Origin of the sequence: Brachybacterium sp. (assembly GCF_052095815.1) — a bacterium.
Taxonomy (GTDB): Bacteria; Actinomycetota; Actinomycetes; order Actinomycetales; family Dermabacteraceae; genus Brachybacterium.
This window is the reverse complement of sequence record NZ_JBQDLF010000030.1, coordinates 36590-52607: the sequence shown is the minus strand read 5'-3', so window position 1 is coordinate 52607 and position 16018 is coordinate 36590. Positions and strand designations below refer to the sequence as shown.

General features: G+C 69.4%; 14 protein-coding genes. 4 read left to right on the top strand and 10 right to left on the bottom strand.

Annotated features, from left to right (window positions below):
- Positions 1–199: 199 nt before the first annotated feature.
- The gene (locus ACTH43_RS12375; protein ID WP_441445203.1) at positions 200–493 is read left to right on the top strand and encodes a hypothetical protein; all 294 of its coding nucleotides are present in this window, start codon (positions 200–202) and stop codon (positions 491–493) included.
- A 64-nt stretch (positions 494–557) separates the two neighbouring features.
- On the opposite strand, the gene ACTH43_RS12370 is transcribed toward ACTH43_RS12375, so the two are convergent.
- Positions 558–1430, bottom strand: a complete 873-nt coding sequence (locus ACTH43_RS12370) for a phytanoyl-CoA dioxygenase family protein (protein ID WP_441445202.1) — start codon at positions 1428–1430, stop codon at positions 558–560.
- A 55-nt stretch (positions 1431–1485) separates the two neighbouring features.
- On the opposite strand from ACTH43_RS12370, the gene ACTH43_RS12365 reads away from it, so the two are divergent.
- Positions 1486–2343: a helix-turn-helix domain-containing protein gene (locus ACTH43_RS12365; RefSeq protein ID WP_441445201.1), complete on the top strand. Its 858-nt coding sequence runs from the start codon at positions 1486–1488 to the stop codon at positions 2341–2343.
- A gap of 39 nt (positions 2344–2382) precedes the next feature.
- Here the strand turns inward: ACTH43_RS12365 and ACTH43_RS12360 are convergent, their stop codons facing one another.
- The 9 genes from ACTH43_RS12360 to ACTH43_RS12320 form a co-directional block, all read right to left on the bottom strand.
- On the bottom strand, positions 2383–2892 hold the full coding sequence (locus ACTH43_RS12360) for a hypothetical protein (protein ID WP_441445200.1): 510 nt from the start codon (positions 2890–2892) through the stop codon (positions 2383–2385).
- A gap of 88 nt (positions 2893–2980) precedes the next feature.
- Positions 2981–4666, bottom strand: coding sequence for a ribonuclease J (locus tag ACTH43_RS12355; RefSeq protein WP_441445199.1), 1686 nt, complete (start codon positions 4664–4666; stop codon positions 2981–2983).
- A 323-nt stretch (positions 4667–4989) separates the two neighbouring features.
- Complete coding sequence (locus ACTH43_RS12350) at positions 4990–5952, bottom strand: dienelactone hydrolase family protein (protein ID WP_441445198.1); 963 nt, start codon at positions 5950–5952, stop codon at positions 4990–4992.
- A gap of 38 nt (positions 5953–5990) precedes the next feature.
- Positions 5991–6965 carry a carbohydrate ABC transporter permease gene (locus tag ACTH43_RS12345; protein WP_441445197.1) on the bottom strand — a complete coding sequence of 325 codons (975 nt, stop codon included), beginning with the start codon at positions 6963–6965 and terminating at the stop codon, positions 5991–5993.
- Positions 6962–7441: a hypothetical protein gene (locus tag ACTH43_RS12340; RefSeq protein WP_441445196.1), complete on the bottom strand. Its 480-nt coding sequence runs from the start codon at positions 7439–7441 to the stop codon at positions 6962–6964. The genes ACTH43_RS12345 and ACTH43_RS12340 overlap by 4 nt, the downstream gene beginning before the upstream one ends.
- Positions 7425–8720 (bottom strand): glycoside hydrolase family 28 protein, encoded by a 1296-nt coding sequence (locus tag ACTH43_RS12335; RefSeq protein WP_441445195.1) that lies wholly within the window; start codon positions 8718–8720, stop codon positions 7425–7427. Before ACTH43_RS12335 ends, ACTH43_RS12340 begins: the two co-directional genes overlap by 17 nt.
- 74 nt (positions 8721–8794) lie before the next feature.
- Positions 8795–10315, bottom strand: coding sequence for an extracellular solute-binding protein (locus tag ACTH43_RS12330; RefSeq protein WP_441445194.1), 1521 nt, complete (start codon positions 10313–10315; stop codon positions 8795–8797).
- Positions 10312–11010, bottom strand: coding sequence for a DUF624 domain-containing protein (locus ACTH43_RS12325; RefSeq protein ID WP_441445193.1), 699 nt, complete (start codon positions 11008–11010; stop codon positions 10312–10314). The genes ACTH43_RS12330 and ACTH43_RS12325 overlap by 4 nt, the downstream gene beginning before the upstream one ends.
- The gene (locus tag ACTH43_RS12320) at positions 11010–12011 is read right to left on the bottom strand and encodes an ABC transporter permease (protein ID WP_441445192.1); all 1002 of its coding nucleotides are present in this window, start codon (positions 12009–12011) and stop codon (positions 11010–11012) included. Before ACTH43_RS12320 ends, ACTH43_RS12325 begins: the two co-directional genes overlap by 1 nt.
- A 370-nt stretch (positions 12012–12381) precedes the next feature.
- Between ACTH43_RS12320 and ACTH43_RS12315 the strand changes: the two genes are divergently transcribed.
- On the top strand, positions 12382–13938 hold the full coding sequence (locus ACTH43_RS12315; protein ID WP_441445191.1) for a family 43 glycosylhydrolase: 1557 nt from the start codon (positions 12382–12384) through the stop codon (positions 13936–13938).
- Entirely contained in the window at positions 13938–15902 is a 1965-nt protein-coding gene (locus ACTH43_RS12310) for a DUF6807 family protein (protein WP_441445190.1), read from the top strand. The genes ACTH43_RS12315 and ACTH43_RS12310 overlap by 1 nt, the downstream gene beginning before the upstream one ends.
- Positions 15903–16018 lie beyond the last annotated feature (116 nt).

The following is a 16018-nucleotide window of genomic DNA, read 5'->3' as shown; positions in this document are numbered from 1 at the left end:
GCCGTTCTACGCCAGCGACGCGACGCTCTCCTTCACCACCAACCGCGAAGAGCCCGTATGCGCCGTCCCCGGATGCACCAGAAATGTCTGCACCGTGGGAGAAGCGGATCATATCGAAGAGTACGATCACGAGAATCCCGAGAATGGCGGCCAGACGGAGATCGACAATCTTCATCGATTGTGCTGGAAGCACCATGAGATGAAGACTCGCGGCCTCATCGATCCGGTGCGAGAACCGGATGGGAGCACTACCTGGGTCATCGCCGGGCAGGCCCGCATCCGAGCGAGACAGAACTACGACCTGCTCACGCCGGTACTCGCCAAAGCCCTCCAGCACTCCTGGAATGTCTACGAGGAGATGCTCGCCTGGGAGGCAGCGCGCGGCCTCGGGCTCCTCCAGGACACCGACCCGGCACCGCTGCCCGGCACGCCTCCGGACACCGAACCCGAGCCCGAGCCCGAGCCCGAGCCCGAGCCCGAACCACCCTTCTGACCGGAACTTCGGCTCCGCCCGCGCCTGTGCCTGCGCCCGTGCCTGTGCCCGTGCCCACCCGCGCTCAGTGGTTGCGCGCCACCCAACCCTCGCCGCACTCCCCGCCGTACTCGGAGGCGTCGATCCGCACCTCATCACCCGCAGCGTCGAGCAGCGGCTGGTAGGCGGCGGCCACCTCCCGACTGCCCTCGGGGATGTAGTGGAAGATCAGCGAACGACGGAAACGGTCGGTGCTCGTGTTGGGCTTCGATCCGTGCACCAGGCTGCCGTGGAAGATGAGCATGTCGCCGGCCTTCATCTCCGTCTGCTCGACCCGAAGGTGCGCGGGGATGCTCACCGTGATGGTGGTGAACGATTCTGAGGCGTCGGCTTCCTCAGGACATTCGATCTCGTAGCGGTGGGTTCCGGGCACCACGCCGAGCGCCCCGTTCTCGGCATCGCAGTCATCGACCGCGATCCAGGCCGCGATGCAGGTCTCCGGGTGGGACTGTAGGAAGTAGTTGTCCTGATGCATGGCCTGACCGCGAGCACCGGCCGGCTTGAAGTAGAACATCGACTGCGCCGCCCATACCGGGCCCACTGCCTCGATCACCCGCCCCATCACCCGCTTCTCGAGCAGCCAGCGCCGGGCGAGCTGCCCCGGGTGATGATCAGCCCGATGCGGCTGGATCATCCGCGGATAGGCACGCAGCGGGTCCCCCTCGGGGATCTCTCCGAAGGACCCGCCGCTGCCATCGGTCTCGATGTGGGTGGTGAAGCTGTCGCGCAGCTCGCCGATCTCCTCCGCAGTGAGCACGCCGCGCAGGTGCACCGCGCCGTTGCGGTCGTAGGCATCAGCCAGCCGGCGCGGATCCAGGCCCTCTGCATCGAGGACCTGGAGTCCGGTGGGCTCTGCAGGGGTCGAGCGGCCGATGGGGGCTTCCGAAGTGGTCGTCATGATGCCAGTCTGAGTCCACGCACTGCTGCGGACCAGGTGATCGAAGGGAGAAGACATGGACGATCCTGCTGCGCCATCTCGGGCATCGGCTCCGCGCGGGCCTGCCCTCGAGCTGCCGCCGCCCCAGTTCGGACGCGTGCTGGCCGGGGAGCTCACCCAGGACACCGGCTATCACGTGCGGCGCTCCCGGGGGACCGAGGACTGGCTGCTGCTGCACACCGTGGGTGGCGGCGGTCTGGTGCTCGCGGCCGACGGCACCCGGGTCGCGACCTCGCCCGGCGACGGGGTGCTGCTGCGCCCAGGCACCGTCCACGACTACGGGACCGATCTGGTCGCCGGCCACTGGGACATGCTGTTCTGCCATGTGCACCCGCCGGCGACCTGGCTGGCGCTGCTGGACTGGCCCGACGCCGCTCCGGGGATTGGCTGCATCCGGCTGGGCACGGAGGTGGACCATCGCGTGCGCGAGCAGCTGCGCGGGGCGGCACGCGCTGCGCGCCTCGCCGTCGGCCGCCCGGAGCTGTTCGCGCTGAACGGGATCGAAGCGGCGTTGCTCTGGTATGACACCCAGAACCCTCGCCGGCGCCAGCTCGACGAGCGCGTGCTGCGGGTCCTCGAACACATCGACGCCCATCTCGCTGAGCAGCTCGACGTGGCGCGGCTCGCGGACGTCGCCCACCTCTCCCCGTCACGTCTGGCGCACTTGTTCTCCGCGCAGGTGGGCACGCCCCTCACCCGCTATGTCGAGGCGCAGCGGATGGAGCTGGCCGCCCGCCTGCTGGAGCTGACCGATGATCCCGTCACCACCGTGGCCCGCCGGGTCGGGTTCCGCGACGCGCTGTACTTCTCGCGCCGGTTCCGGGCCCAGCACGGCATGAGCCCGTCGGCCCACCGGACGCACCGGCGCGGCTGAGCACGGGCCGGAGCGTGCGCCCCTCGTGTCACGCGCCGCTCAGCGCTCTTCGGCCGCACGGAGCGCGATCACGCTCTCCGGCGGCCAGACGTAGTCGTCGTCGCAGCGGAAACCGCGCAGCCACGCCACTCCGTCGACCACCCGCAGATAGAAGCCCTTCGGGAACTCCACGTCCTCGCTCAGCGGAGCAGAGACCACATGCAGCGCTCCGGTCGGGATGCGCCCCGCGGAGAGCACGGAATCCGGCGCCTGGGATTGCGAGGTCATCGCGAGCCGCAGATACGGGCCCGTCTCGGGCGGGCAGAGCCGGAGGTCGTGCCGCAGCGCCGCAGCGATGACCGCTGGCAGAGTGCCACCCTCCGGGAGGCCGAGATCCGCCACGCGGCGCTGGATGACCGTCACGCTCTCCGGTGCACGCTCATCGAAGCAGGGGTGTACGAGCAGGGCCTCAGCATGCGCATTGAGCTGGACCGCCGACGCCTCCAGCCGCCCCCGCAGCTCCTCACGGGAGAGGCCGCCGACCAGGAGCTGCAGTGCTGGATCCGTCATCCGCCCAGTATCGCCGAAGGCCCCTCCGACTGCCGCCGCGAGGCGGGCCGGAGGGGCCTTGGGAAGAAGTCTGACGACCAGGCGTCGCTCAGGCGTCGACCACCACGGCCATGACGGCGGGCTCGCGGCGGTAGGTGCGGCGCAGGTAGCCGCTGACGGTGTCGACGATGATGTTCTCGATCGCGCCGATGTCCTCGATCTTGTCCTGCTTGGCGCGGGCCAGCGCCTTGTTGACCTGGGTCGACGCACCGTCGAAGGTGCGCTTGTCATGCACGAAGCCCTTGGTCATGAACTCGACCGGCTCGACCGGCTGGTACGTGTCGGGATCGATCAGGGCCACCACGGTCACGACGCCGCCGCCGCTGAGCAGGCGACGCTCGGCGAGGGTGTCCTCGGTGGCGGCGCCGATGGTCTGCCCGTCGACGTAGACCAGGCCGGCCTCGACCTTGCCGGAGATCTTCGCGTGGCCGTCGATCAGGTCGACGGTGTAGCCGTCCTGCGCGATGACGATGTGGTCCTCCGGCACGCCGGTGCGACGGGCCAGCTCGGCGTTGGCGTGCAGGTGCTTGGACTCGCCATGCACCGGCATCACGTTCTTCGGACGCACGATGTTGTAGCAGTACACGAGCTCGCCCGCGCTCGCGTGGCCGGAGACGTGGACCTTCGCGTTGCCCTTGTGGACGATGTTCGCGCCGAGATCGGTGAGCTTGTTGATGATCCCGTAGATCGCGTTCTCGTTGCCCGGGATCAGCGAGCTCGCCATCAGCACGGTGTCGCCCTCGCCGACCTGGATCTGGTGGTCGCCGTTGGCCATGCGGGCCAGCGCCGCCATCGGCTCGCCCTGCGAACCGGTGCAGATCAGCGTGACCTTGTGATCGGGCATCGACTGGATCTTGCGGAAGTCGACGACCAGTCCCTTGGGGATGGTGAGGTAGCCGAGATCGCGGGCGATCCCCATGTTGCGCACCATGGAGCGGCCGACGAAGGCGACCTTGCGGCCATTCGCGTGGGCGGCGTTGAGCACCTGCTGGATGCGGTGCACGTGGCTGGCGAAGCTCGAGACGATGATCCGCCGCGGCGAGGTGGTGAACACCTGGTCGATGGCCGGGTTGAGATCCCGCTCGGACATCGTGAAGCCGGGGACCTCGGCGTTGGTGGAGTCGGTGAGGAAGAGATCCACACCCTCCTCGCCCAGACGCGCGAAGGCACGCAGGTCGGTGATGCGGTTGTCCAGCGGGAACTGGTCCATCTTGAAGTCACCGGTGTGCAGCACGCTGCCCGCCTTGGTGCGGATCATGACGGCCAGCGCATCCGGGATCGAGTGGTTGACCGCGACGAACTCGAGGTCGAACGAGCCAGCCTTCCGGTGCTCCCCCGCCTCGACCTGGATGGTCTTGGGGGTGATGCGATGCTCCTTGAGCTTCGCGGTGATGAACGCCAGGGTCAGCTCGGAGCCGATCAGGGGGATGTCGCCCCGCTCCTTGAGCAGGTACGGCACGCCGCCGATGTGGTCCTCGTGACCGTGGGTCAGGACGATGGCCTCGATGTCGTCGAGCCGGTCGCGGATCGAGGTGAAGTCCGGCAGGATCACGTCGATGCCGGGCTGGTGCTCCTCGGGGAAGAGTACGCCGCAGTCGACGATCAGGAGCTTGCCGGCGTACTCGAACACCGTCATGTTGCGGCCGACCTCGCCGAGGCCGCCGAGCGCGGTGATGCGCAGCCCGTTCCGGGGCAGGCGCGGGGGAGCAGTGAGCTTACGGCGGGGGGTGGGCATGGGGAGGTGTCTCCATCGTCGAAGGGTCAGGGTCTCAAGTCATTGATGGCGCGCGCGTCACAGAGGTCGCAGCAACGTCCACCCCTTAAACGTACGTCAGGAACGCCTCATTTCCGCATCCATGCCGGATTGACCACGTTCAGAATCTCGAATCCGCACGGGTTACCCGTCGGTATCCCCTCAGAGGTGTCGCTGCAGCCTTCGCGACGCGACACCTCAGAGGGGATGCTTGCGACATGTCGTGGGATGGCGCGCCGACGCCGCGCTGGCGCCGCGCCCTGTGTGCGGGGTTCAGACGGTGCGGGGTTCAGACGGTGCGGGGTTCAGACCGTGAGCGCCTGCACCAGTGCGTCGAGGGAGCGCTCCGCACGGAAGGCGTGACCGCCGTCGGTGACCACGAGCTCGGGAGGGACAGCGCCGTGCGCCTCCCATGCCGGGGCGAGAAGCGCGAAAGACTCCCTCGTCGCCGCGATCGGGAAGATGTGGTCCCGCTCCCCCGCCTCCAGGATCAGCGGACGCGGGGCGACGAGGGCGGCGATGTCCGCCATCTCGAGCTCGGGCAGGAGGCCCGGGATGATGTTGCAGGGGCAGTGCCGGATCGAGCAGAGGCTCGCCTCGAAGCTGCAGAAATACGTCGCGACCAGGGCTCCAGCAATCGACGGGTCCGCGGCGGCGAGCAGGAGCGAGACCGCCCCGCCCCCGGATCCGCCGGCGATGCCCACCCGTCCGGGATCCACCCCGGGCAGCTGCCGCAGAGCCTGCACGGCGGCGAGCGCGTCGGCCACCCGCTGGCCCATCACCGGACGGCCGTGCAGAAGCAGGCGAGCGGCATCGATGCCGCAGGAGTTCTCGGCCAGCTCGTAGGGCTCGGCGCCCTCCGCACGGGGGAAGCGTCGACGGCCGAAGCTGATCATCTCCGGGCACAGCACCGTGAGCCCGGCCCGCACCAGCTTGTGCGCGAGGCCCTCGTGGTACTCGTCGGTCGGGTCGGTGCGCACCAGGTCATCGATGCCGCGGGCGTGCCCCGCGATCAGCACCACCCCGGCACCGTTGGCGAGCTCCGGGGCGGGGCGCAGGAGGAAGGCCGGGATCGAGACACCCTCGGCGGTGCGCACGTGCACCTCTTCGGGGGCTCCGGTCGACGGGGTCGACGGGAGGGAATCGAGGCGCGCTGTCTCGCCGGCCTCGGGGTCGGGGCTCTGCAGTCGGGACGATCCAGGCAGGCCAGGCAATCCAGGCAGGCCGAGCAGCGTGCGCAGGTGCTCCCGCTGTTGCTCAGCAGCCATCGCCTCGGCTCCGCTTACTCCGGCTCTCCCCACCGCGCTCAGCCCTTGACCGAACCGATCAGGGCGCCCTTGACGAAGAAGCGCTGGATGAAGGGGTAGACCAGGAGCATCGGCAGAGTCGCCACGGCGATGACGGCCATCTTCACCGACTGGGCCGGCGGCACCACGTCGACCGCCGTGGAATCCGCGTTCACGCCGCTGGAGACGATGACGATCTGGCGCAGCAGCACCTGGATCGGCCACTTCGAGGAGTCGTTGATGTAGAGCACGGCGTGCATGTACGTGTTCCAGTAGGTCACGCCGTAGAACAGGCCGATGGTCGCGATCGAGGCGACCGACAGCGGCAGCACGATCCGCAGGAACACCCCCAGCTCGGAGCAGCCGTCGATGCGGGCGGACTCCTCAAGGCTCTCCGGGATGCCGGAGAAGAAGTTCCGCATGATCACGAAGTTGAAGGCGTTGATCAGCACCGGCAGCACCAGCGACCACAGCGAATCCAGCAGTCCCAGCTTGGTGACCACGATGAAGGTGGGGATCATTCCGCCGCTGAACAGCATCGTGAACACGACCATGAAGTTCACCGCGCGCCGCCCCAGCAGATAGGGCTTGGCGAGCGCGTAGGCCATCAGTGCGGTCATCAGCAGGCTCAGGAAGGTGCCGCCAACGGTCACGATCGTCGAGACCCCGATCGCCCGGAAGATCGTCGGGGTGGAGAGGATGTAGCGGTAGGCGTCGAGGGTGACCTCGCGTGGGATCAGCAGGAAGTTGCGGGTGGCGAGCTCGCCGGGAGTGGCGAAGGAGCTGCCGATCACGTGCACGAAGGGGATCGCGCAGATCAGCGCGAACCCGCTCAGGATGATCACGTTGACCACCCGGAAGACCTGCTCCCCCCGGGTCAGCCGGCGCCCTGCCGGGGCCCCGTCACGCCGGCGCCGGCGCGGTGGCGGCGGAGCGGTCGCCAGGACGGCCTGGACGGGGGTGTCGGTGAGGGGTGCGGACTGCGAGGTGGTCATGAGGGGCTCCCATCCGTGACCGGGCGAAGGGCGAAGAAGCCGGCGGCGACGAAGAAGACGAAGGCGACGGGGAACAGGATCAGCTGGCTTCCCAGCAGGCAGGCGAGACCGGCGGCGAGGATCCAACACCCCGCGGTGCGCCGCCAGGGGCGCCGACGGGCGAGGAACCAGCCGATCGCCGACGCCAGCAGCACGGCGATCAGGGTGACGGAGAACCAGGCGGCGAGGGTGCGGGCCAGCGCATGGGCCTCCGCGACTCCGAGGCCGGGATCGGTGCCGACCAGCGCCGGCATCACGACCTGCTCGAAGGTGGGCAAGTCGATCCGGTTCATCACCAGGGCGAAGCCGCCCAGGAAGATGAAGGACAGGGCCATCCCGATCCCCACCAGCCACAGCTCGGCGGTGCGGGAGACCCGCGGAGCGGCCTGCTCGCGCCCGGGACGCGCTGCTCGGCGCGGTTCAGCCATGGTGGACATCGCTCCCCCTGACATCGAGTTCGAGGTCGGTGCACGAGGTGGTGAGGACGGGCTCGCCCACCATGCCGCGCACCCGCACCCGGCTGAGATCGCCGCCGGCGACGAAGCCGAGCTCGATCCCGGAGCGGACCCGCTCGGGGACATCCAGCGCCATCTCCGGGGCGGCGGGCCGCGGCTGCTCGGCGAAGCTGATGCTCACGTCGTGCAGGCTGAGATCCTGCAGCGGCGCCTCCGGCAGTCCGAAGACGTGCCCGGCGGAGGCGTGCACGTTGGTCGCCGTGATGTGCGCCAGGTGCAGGGAGCGCAGCTGCGGGGTGCCGGCGTCGACCGGGCGCGCCTCGCGGTCGCCGATGTGCGGCTCCTTGCCCTCGGGCCCGCAGAAGTAGAAGGGGTTGACGGTCAGCGGGCACAGCACGTCGTCCATCACCACGCCCGTCACCCGCAGGTTCTCGACCATTCCGCCGCGATCGCGGCGGGTCTTGAGGCGGATGCCGCGGTCGGTGCCCTGGAAGATGCAGTTGCTGATCACGACGTTGCGCACGCCGCCGCTCATCTCGCTGCCGATCACCACCCCGCCGTGGCCACGCACCATGGTGCAACCGGTGATGGTGACGTTCTCGGTGGCGACCCTGTCCGGGGTGCGCTCGGTGCCGGCCTTGATCGCGATGCAGTCATCGCCCACATCGATGTGGCAGTCGCTGATGCGCACGTTGCGGCAGGACTCGGGATTGATGCCATCGGTGTTCGGGGAGTCCGCGGGGTTGCGGATGCTGACCCCGGCGACGGTGACGTCCTCGCACAGCGCGGGGTGCACCGTCCAGGCCGGGGAGCTGCGCAGGGAGACGTCCCGGATCGTGACCCGCTCGCACTCGTGCAGCCCGATCAGGGTGGGTCGAGGATGTGCGAGCTCCTCGGGGCGGTGCCGCGCAAGGTCCCACCAGGTCTCGCCCGCGCCGTCGATCGTGCCGAGGCCCGTGATCGCGACGTCCTTCTCGCCGTGGGCGAAGAGGCACGGCGAGTGCACCGTGCCGACAGCCCCCTCCCAGCGGGCATCGACCGCGGGGTACAGCGCGGGGTCCGCCACGAACTGCAGGACGGCGCCCGCCTCGAGATGCAGGTCGATGCCGCTGCGCAGGCGCAGCGCCCCGGTGCGGTGCACGCCCGCGGGGATCCGCACCTGGCCGCCGCCGACGGCCGCGGCGTCGTCGATGGCGCGCTGCAGCCGGGTGGTCGCGAGCGCGGTGTCGGTGGTGTCCTGCGGGGGCGACGTGAGGGTCACGGCGGGGGCCTTTCTCGGGGACGCGAGGCAAGGGTGGCGGGACCGGGCCGAGAAGGGCCCGATCCCGCCGCGGATCAGGCGTTGAACTGCTCGTACGCCTCGGTGTACTCGCTGATGATGTCGTCCAGGCCCTGGCCGCGGGCGGACTCGATCGCGGCCTCGTAGTCGCCCATCGAGGCCTGGCCCATCATGAACTTGTTGTAGGCGTCGATCAGGCCCTGCTCGATCGTGGCCCACTGGGTGTTGAACGTCTCCGAGTTCAGCGACTGCACCGGATTGGTGATCGCGTACTCCGCGTTCTCATCCATCATCTCGTTGGCGAGGTTCACGTACGGGTCCGAGGACTGGTAGATGAAGGCGTTCTCTGCCAGGCGGGAGCTCGAGTACGGCTGGACCTCCTGCTCCCACAGCGCCTGGTCGGTGATGTTCACGGCGCCGTCGCCGTCGATCTCGTAGTGGGTGCCCTCGATCCCGTTGGTCATGAGGTTGTGGGCGTCCTGGTTCATCAGCCCGTCGGCGAAGGCCAGCACCCGGCGCACATCGTCCTCGGACTGCACCGACTGGGTGGAGATCGAGAACAGTCCGCCCATGCCGCCGCCGGTGTCGGAGACGATGCGCCGCGGGACGTCCGCATAGGTGATGTCGTTGATCAGGGTCCACTCGACGCCGGAATCAGGGTTGATGCTGTTGGCGAGCGCCACGTAGTTCTTGGCCTCGAACAGTCCGGTGACCACGATGCCGCCCTTGTCCTGGGCGATCGCCTGCTGCTGGTTCTGCTTCTGGGTGGTGATGAACTCCTGGTTCACGCCGCCCGCGGCGTACACGCCCTGGTACCACTCCATCGCTTCCTTCCAGGCATCGGAGGTGCAGGCGGGGATGATCGTGCCCGAGGCCTCGTCCAGCTGGAAGGTCTCGCCGGCCCCGAAGTAGCCGGCCAGCGCGCGGAAGCCCACCTTGAAGCTCTCCTCGCGGTCGATGAAGCCGGTGACGGAGGCGCCGGTGCCCGTCGGGTCGCCTGCGGCGAAGGCCTTGGCGACCTCGCCGAGCTCCTCGATGGTGTGGGGGACCTCGAGACCGAGCGCATCCAGCCAGTCCTGACGCACCAGCACGCCGTACCGGGCGAGGGGCTTCTGGAAGGGCACCCCGTACAGCACACCGTCGAGGCGGGCGGCTTCGATCACCTTCGGGTCGATGGACTTCAGGTTCTCGAACTCGCCGAGGAACGGCTCGACGTCCCAGAACAGTCCAGAGGTCACGCCGCTGCGGATGCTGGAGTTGGTGAGGTTGGTGATGGAGGTGATGTCGGCGACGGAGCCCGAGGCGAGGGCCGCGTTCATCTTCTCCTCCTTGGAGGCGTCCGGCACCCACTGGATCTCGAACTCCTGGCCGATCGCCTCGGTCAGGCCCGACTGCACCGGGCCGCTCGCCTCGGGGGTGGACGGGGTGTGCAGCAGCGCCATCCAGGTGAAGGCGCCACCGTCACCGCTGCCGCCCTCACCGCCGCCTCCGCTGGAGCTGCCGCCGCAGGCGGAGAGGGCGAGTGCGCCGGCTGCTGCGACGGGTGCGGCCTGAAAGAGGTTCCTGCGAGAGATCATGCCGGGGTTCCTTTTCTGAGGGGGTTCGTGAGCGCGTCGGTGCGCTTCACGGGATGCGCATCGATGCGCAGGGTGGAGTCGGGGTCCTCGGCCGCGGCGGGCTCGAGGTCGCGGAGGATCCGCACGCTGATGGCGGCGAAGACCGCGGCGGGCAGAGCCACCGCGAACAGCGCCAGCAGGGGCACGGCGAAGCGGAGCATCAGCGCGTGACCGATGACCACCACGGTGGTGCCGATGATCGTCCAGTGCAGAGAGCCGAGCCCGAGCAGCAGGGCGCTGGTCAGCTGGGCCCGCAGGCCCTTGACGTCGAGCGCCGCCAGCACGGTGAAGACGTAGGCGGCGATGATCCACAGCACGCCCAGGGCCAGCAGGTTCGCGGCCCGCAGGTACCAGTCCGTGAGGCTCATCAGGTTCACGGCGATGATCCCGCCGGCGCCCATCAGCACCGCGCCCACCAGCACCGGTCGCCAGCGCAGCTCGAGGGCGTAGCGGAAGAAGGCCCGTGTCGAGGGAGGGGTCTCCCCGTGGCGGAACCAGCGGTGGAGGTACTTCGCCATCGCGTAGCTGGCAGGCCCCACCCCGAGCACGCCCAGGCCCAGCACCGTGACCGCGACCCACAGCAGGTTCAGCCAGGCCAGGCGCCAGAAGCCGGTCAGCTTCCGGTTGATCGCCAGGAACTGCTCGAAGCCGAACATCAGTAGACGCCCTCTTCGCCGAACTTCTTGGCCAGCGAGTTCGCGCCGATCACCAGGACCAGGCCCACCAGGCCCTTGAACAGGCCCACGGCCGTGGCGAAGCTCAGCTGGCCGTTCTGGATGCCGGCGGTGTACACGAAGGTGTCGAAGATTTCTCCGACCTCGCGGTTCATGGAGTTCAGCAGCAGGAACATGTGCTCGAAGCCGAGCTCGAGGAAGTCACCGATCGAGAGGATGAACAGCACGATGATGGTGGGGCGGATCGCCGGCAGGGTGATGTGCCAGGTCTGCTGCCAGCGGTTCGCACCGTCGATGTCGGACGCTTCGTACAGCGCCATGTCCACGGCGGTCAGCGCCGCGAGGTAGACGATGGTCCCCCAGCCGGCGGTGCGCCACACATGCTGGAACACGTACATCGGGCGCAGCCAGTCCGGGTCGGTGAGGAAGCCGATCGGTTCCCCGCCGAGGGAGACGATGAGGTTGTTGATCGCCCCGCCGTCGGTCGTGAGCATCACGTAGAACAGCGACACCACGATCACCCACGACATGAAGTGGGGGATGTAGATGATGGTCTGGACGCTGCGCTTGAAGAACCTGCCGCGCAGCTCGTTCAGCAGCAGCGCGAGCACGATCGGAATCGGGAACGAGATCAGCATCAGCAGCAGCGACAGCACCAGGGTGTTGCGCAGCAGCATGAAGAAGGTGTCCTGCGTGAACAGGCGCACGAAGTGCTCGAACCCCACCCAGGGGCTGCCCATGATGCCGAGGAACGGCTTGTAGTCCTGGAACGAGATGATCAGCCCGCCCATCGGCAGGTACTTGAACACCAGGAAGTACACGATGCCGGGCAGCGCCATCAGGTAGAGCGCACGGTGCCGCCACATCCTCGATGCCAGGGACCGTCGCCGCATCGGCGGGCCGGTGCGGTGCGGGGAGTCAGCATCCGGGGCGTCGAGCACGGACGAGCTCGCCCGAGGATCGATCACGGAGTCAGCCACCATTGGCCATCCTTGCTCTTCGTCGAGGGCGGGCGGGAAACCGCTCCATTGGAAACCGGTATCCCGTGAGGCTCAAGTGTGGAGTGAGTTCTCGGGGCTGTCAACACGCAGAATGGCCGCTTTTCGCGCAGCGCCGCGCCGAGCGCCGTGAGGTTCGTGCATCTGCGCAGTTCAGAGCGCAGTAATGGAGCCATTCCTGCATCCCCTCTCCGCTCGCACCTTGCTGGAAAGCCCATTCCGCCAAGGCTTGAAGTGCTGGTACTGTGTGCGACCACGGGCTCCGGTAATCGGTTCCCCGCACGTTTCTCCCATCACCCGAGAAGCGGTCTCACGGTGAGTCGATGTCGACCCCGCCCCCTCTGGAGGAGAGAACTTGGAGCACCGCTCGAACCCCGTCCTCGATGCCGACTGGCCGGATCCGGACGTCATCCGCGCCGGCGAGGACTACTGGATGATCGCCTCCAGCTTCCACCGCGCCCCGGGACTGCCCGTGCTGCGCTCGCGGAACCTGGTCGACTGGGAGCACGTCACCAATGCGCTGCCCGCACTGGTCCCCACCGACCACTACTCCCTCCCCCGTCGGGGCAGCGGAGTCTGGGCGCCCAGCCTCCGGGAGCACGAGGGCACGTTCCACATCGTCTACCCCGATCCGGATCACGGGATCTTCGTGCTCGACGCCCCCCATCCCGCGGGCCCGTGGAGCGCCCCGCGCCTGCTGCTGGCGGGACGCGGCCTGATCGACCCCTGCCCGCTGTGGGACGAGGACGGCCGCGCCTACCTGGTCCACGGCTGGGCCCGCTCTCGCGCCGGCGTGAAGAACCGCCTCTCCCTGCTCGAGGTCACGCCCGATCTCCGCGAGGCGCTGTCCCCCTCGCGCACCCTGATCGACGGCGCGGACCTGCCCGGCATGCTCACCCTCGAGGGGCCCAAGGCGTACCGGAAGGACGGCTGGTACTGGATCTTCGCACCGGCGGGAGGCGTCGCCGACGGCTACCAGGTGGTCTTCCGCTCTCGCTCGCTCGAGGGGCCCTACGAGCACCGGATCGTGCTCGAGCAGGACTCCACCGAGGTCAACGGCCCGCACCAGGGCGCGCTGGTCGACGATCTGCACGGCCGCTGGTGGTTCGTGCACTTCCAGGACCGCGGCGTCTTCGGCCGGGTCACCCACGTCCAGCCGGTCCGCTTCGACGAGGACGGCTGGCCGCACATCGGCGAGAGCATCGATGAGGTCCGCGGCCGCCCGGTCGCGGTGGTGCCGACGGACTCGGCCGAGACCCGGCCGTACCGCGAGCCCCTCCGCTCCGACCCCTTCACCACTGCCGAGCTCCACCCCCGCTGGCACTGGCAGGCGAATCCGCAGCCGGGATGGTCGCGCTGCGGCGAGGGCCGCCTGGATCTCTCCTTCGCCCCGAGCGCCCGCGGTGACCTGCGCGATCTCGGCGCCGTCCTCGCTCAGCAGCTGCCGGGCAAGCCCTCGACCTGGACGGTCACGCTGCACCTGCCACCCGTCGCGGCCGACGCCCCCGTCGGCACCGAACGAGCAGGGCTGGTGGTGCTCGGCCTGAGCTACGCCTGGGCGGGCCTGCGCCGCGAGGGCGGACGCGTCGAGCTGGTGCACGGGACCATGGCGGCCGACGAGGCCGACGAAGTGGTGGAGGTCCACCGCCTCGTCGCCGAGGATCCCTCGGCCGAGGTGTCGGTGCGACTGCGGATGGACGCCGACGGGGCGGGTCGGGTGCGACTGACCGCCGAGGGTCTCTCCGCGGAGCCGCTGGTGCTGCTCGAGGACTGGCAGGCCACCAAGGGCCACTGGGTGGGCGCCGAGGTGGGGCTGTTCGCCGCGGTGGACAGCATGGTGCACCATGGCCTCACGGAGCGCAGGGCGAGCTTCGGCGCGCTCACCGTGGACAGGGAAGGGACGGCGATCTGATGGCACGCAGCAGTGGAGGGCCGACCATCACCCAGGTCGCCGAGGCCGCCGGAGTCTCCCGCGCCACCGTCTCCCGGGTGCTCAACGGCCGCACCACCGTCGATCCCGGGATCGGAGCCCGAGTCCGCGAGGCGGCCGACCGCCTGCAGTACCGCCCCAACCTCACCGCCCGCTACCTCTCCACCGGCCGCACCATGACCGTGTCGCTGGTGATCCCCGACCTCGGCAACCCGATGTTCCAGAGCATTCTGCGCAGCCTCACCCGGGCGGCGGAGGCCGACGGGTACGGGGTGCTGGTCGCCGAAGCCTCGACTCCCGAACGGGAGGCCGGCATCGCCCGGGACGCCCGGCGCCAATGCGATGCGGTCGTGCTCGTGGCGCCGCGGATGAACGAGCTCGAGCTCGAGGCCCTGGTCCCGCAGATCTCCCCGGTGGTGGTGCTGAACCGCAGCCTGGACGATCCGCGGATCGCGAGCGTCGGGATCGACTACGCGAGCGGCATGTCCCAGCTGGTGCGGCATCTCGAATCCCTGGGACACCGGGATCTGCTGTACGTCTCGGGCCCTCCCCGCAGCGCCGCCCACCACGAGCGGCTGGCCGCGTTGAACGCCCTCGCGGACACCAGCCCCTCTCTCAGCTTCCGCACCATCCTCGGCGGCGCCAGCATGGCCGACGGCCACCGCGTGGCCGAGCACGTCCTCGAGACCGGGGCGACCGCCGTGCTGGCCTTCAACGACCTGGTCGCCTTCGGGCTGCTGGCGCGCCTGAACCAGTTCGGCGTCGACGTTCCCGGCGACCTCTCGGTGACCGGCTTCGACGGCATCGATCTGGCACGCTTCGCAGTCCCCTCGCTGACGACCGTCGACCAGGAGGAGCTCGACACCGGCGCGGTCGCCTGGTCCCTGCTGCATCGACAGCTGGATCCCAGCAGCGCCCCGGAGCCCACCGAGAACGCCCTGCTCTCCCCCCGCCTCCTGCTCGGCGACAGCACCGGGCGGGTGCCGCACTCGCGCATGCCGTCGGTGCACGACGCGCAGTCCGCCGGCGATGACTCCGTGCACGAGCCCTTCAACGGCCCGCTGCGCTGGGAGCAGGGCGAGGCCGAGTGGTCGCTGCGGCACGGGGAGTCACTGCTGGTCACCGCCGACGGCGGGGAGACCATGGTCCCCGTGCACAGCCCGCGGCCCCACCTGCATCCCGTGCGCACCCTGGGCGGCCGTTCGATGACCGTGGTGACACCCATCGATCATCGCCACCATTACGGCGCCTCCCTCGCCCTGCCCGACGTCAACGGGACCACCTACTGGGGCGGCCGCACCTTCGTCGAGGGCCGTGGCTCGACCCTGCTGGCCAACCACGGCACCCAGCGGCTCCACGAGGCCGAGCCCTCCGCCGACGGCCGCACCCTGCGAGCACAGGTGGACTGGCTGGCCCACGACGGCCGTGCACTGCTGACCGAACAGCGCACGCTCGCCGCATCGCTGCTGCCGTCGGGCCCAGGCTGGGGGCTGCGCTGGCGCAGCAGCCTCACGGCCGACGCCGAACCGCTGCAGCTCCACAGCCCCGCCACCCGAGGGCGTGTCGGCGCCGGCTACGGCGGCTTGTTCTGGCGCCTGCCCGGCGCAGACGAGACGAGGATCCTCACCGCCGACGGCCCGGGCGAGGCACGGGCCCACGGCTCCACCGGCGAGGTGCTGGTGGTCCAGCGCCGCCACGGTCAGTCCTGGTCGAGCCTGGTGCTGGTCCAGGACCGCGAGGTACAGGGCCGCATCGACCCCTGGTTCGTGCGCTCCTCGGACTACGTCGGTGTCGGCGCGAGCCTCGCCTGGCAGGAGCCGCGGGACGTACCGCTCAGCGAGACCCTCGAGATCGCGCTGACGCTGCTGTTCCTCGACCGCGCGGTGGACGTCGAGGAGGTCCCGCAGCTGCTGCGGCTCCTCGATGCCACCCCCACAGCCGCCTGAGCAGGTATCGGACCGCTCCGACATGCCATCCCCCACGTACCTCCCGAGAGGCCCCATGTCCTTCGACGACAGCATCCGCTACCGCGAGCGGCTCATGAACCTCTCCGCACTGCGCG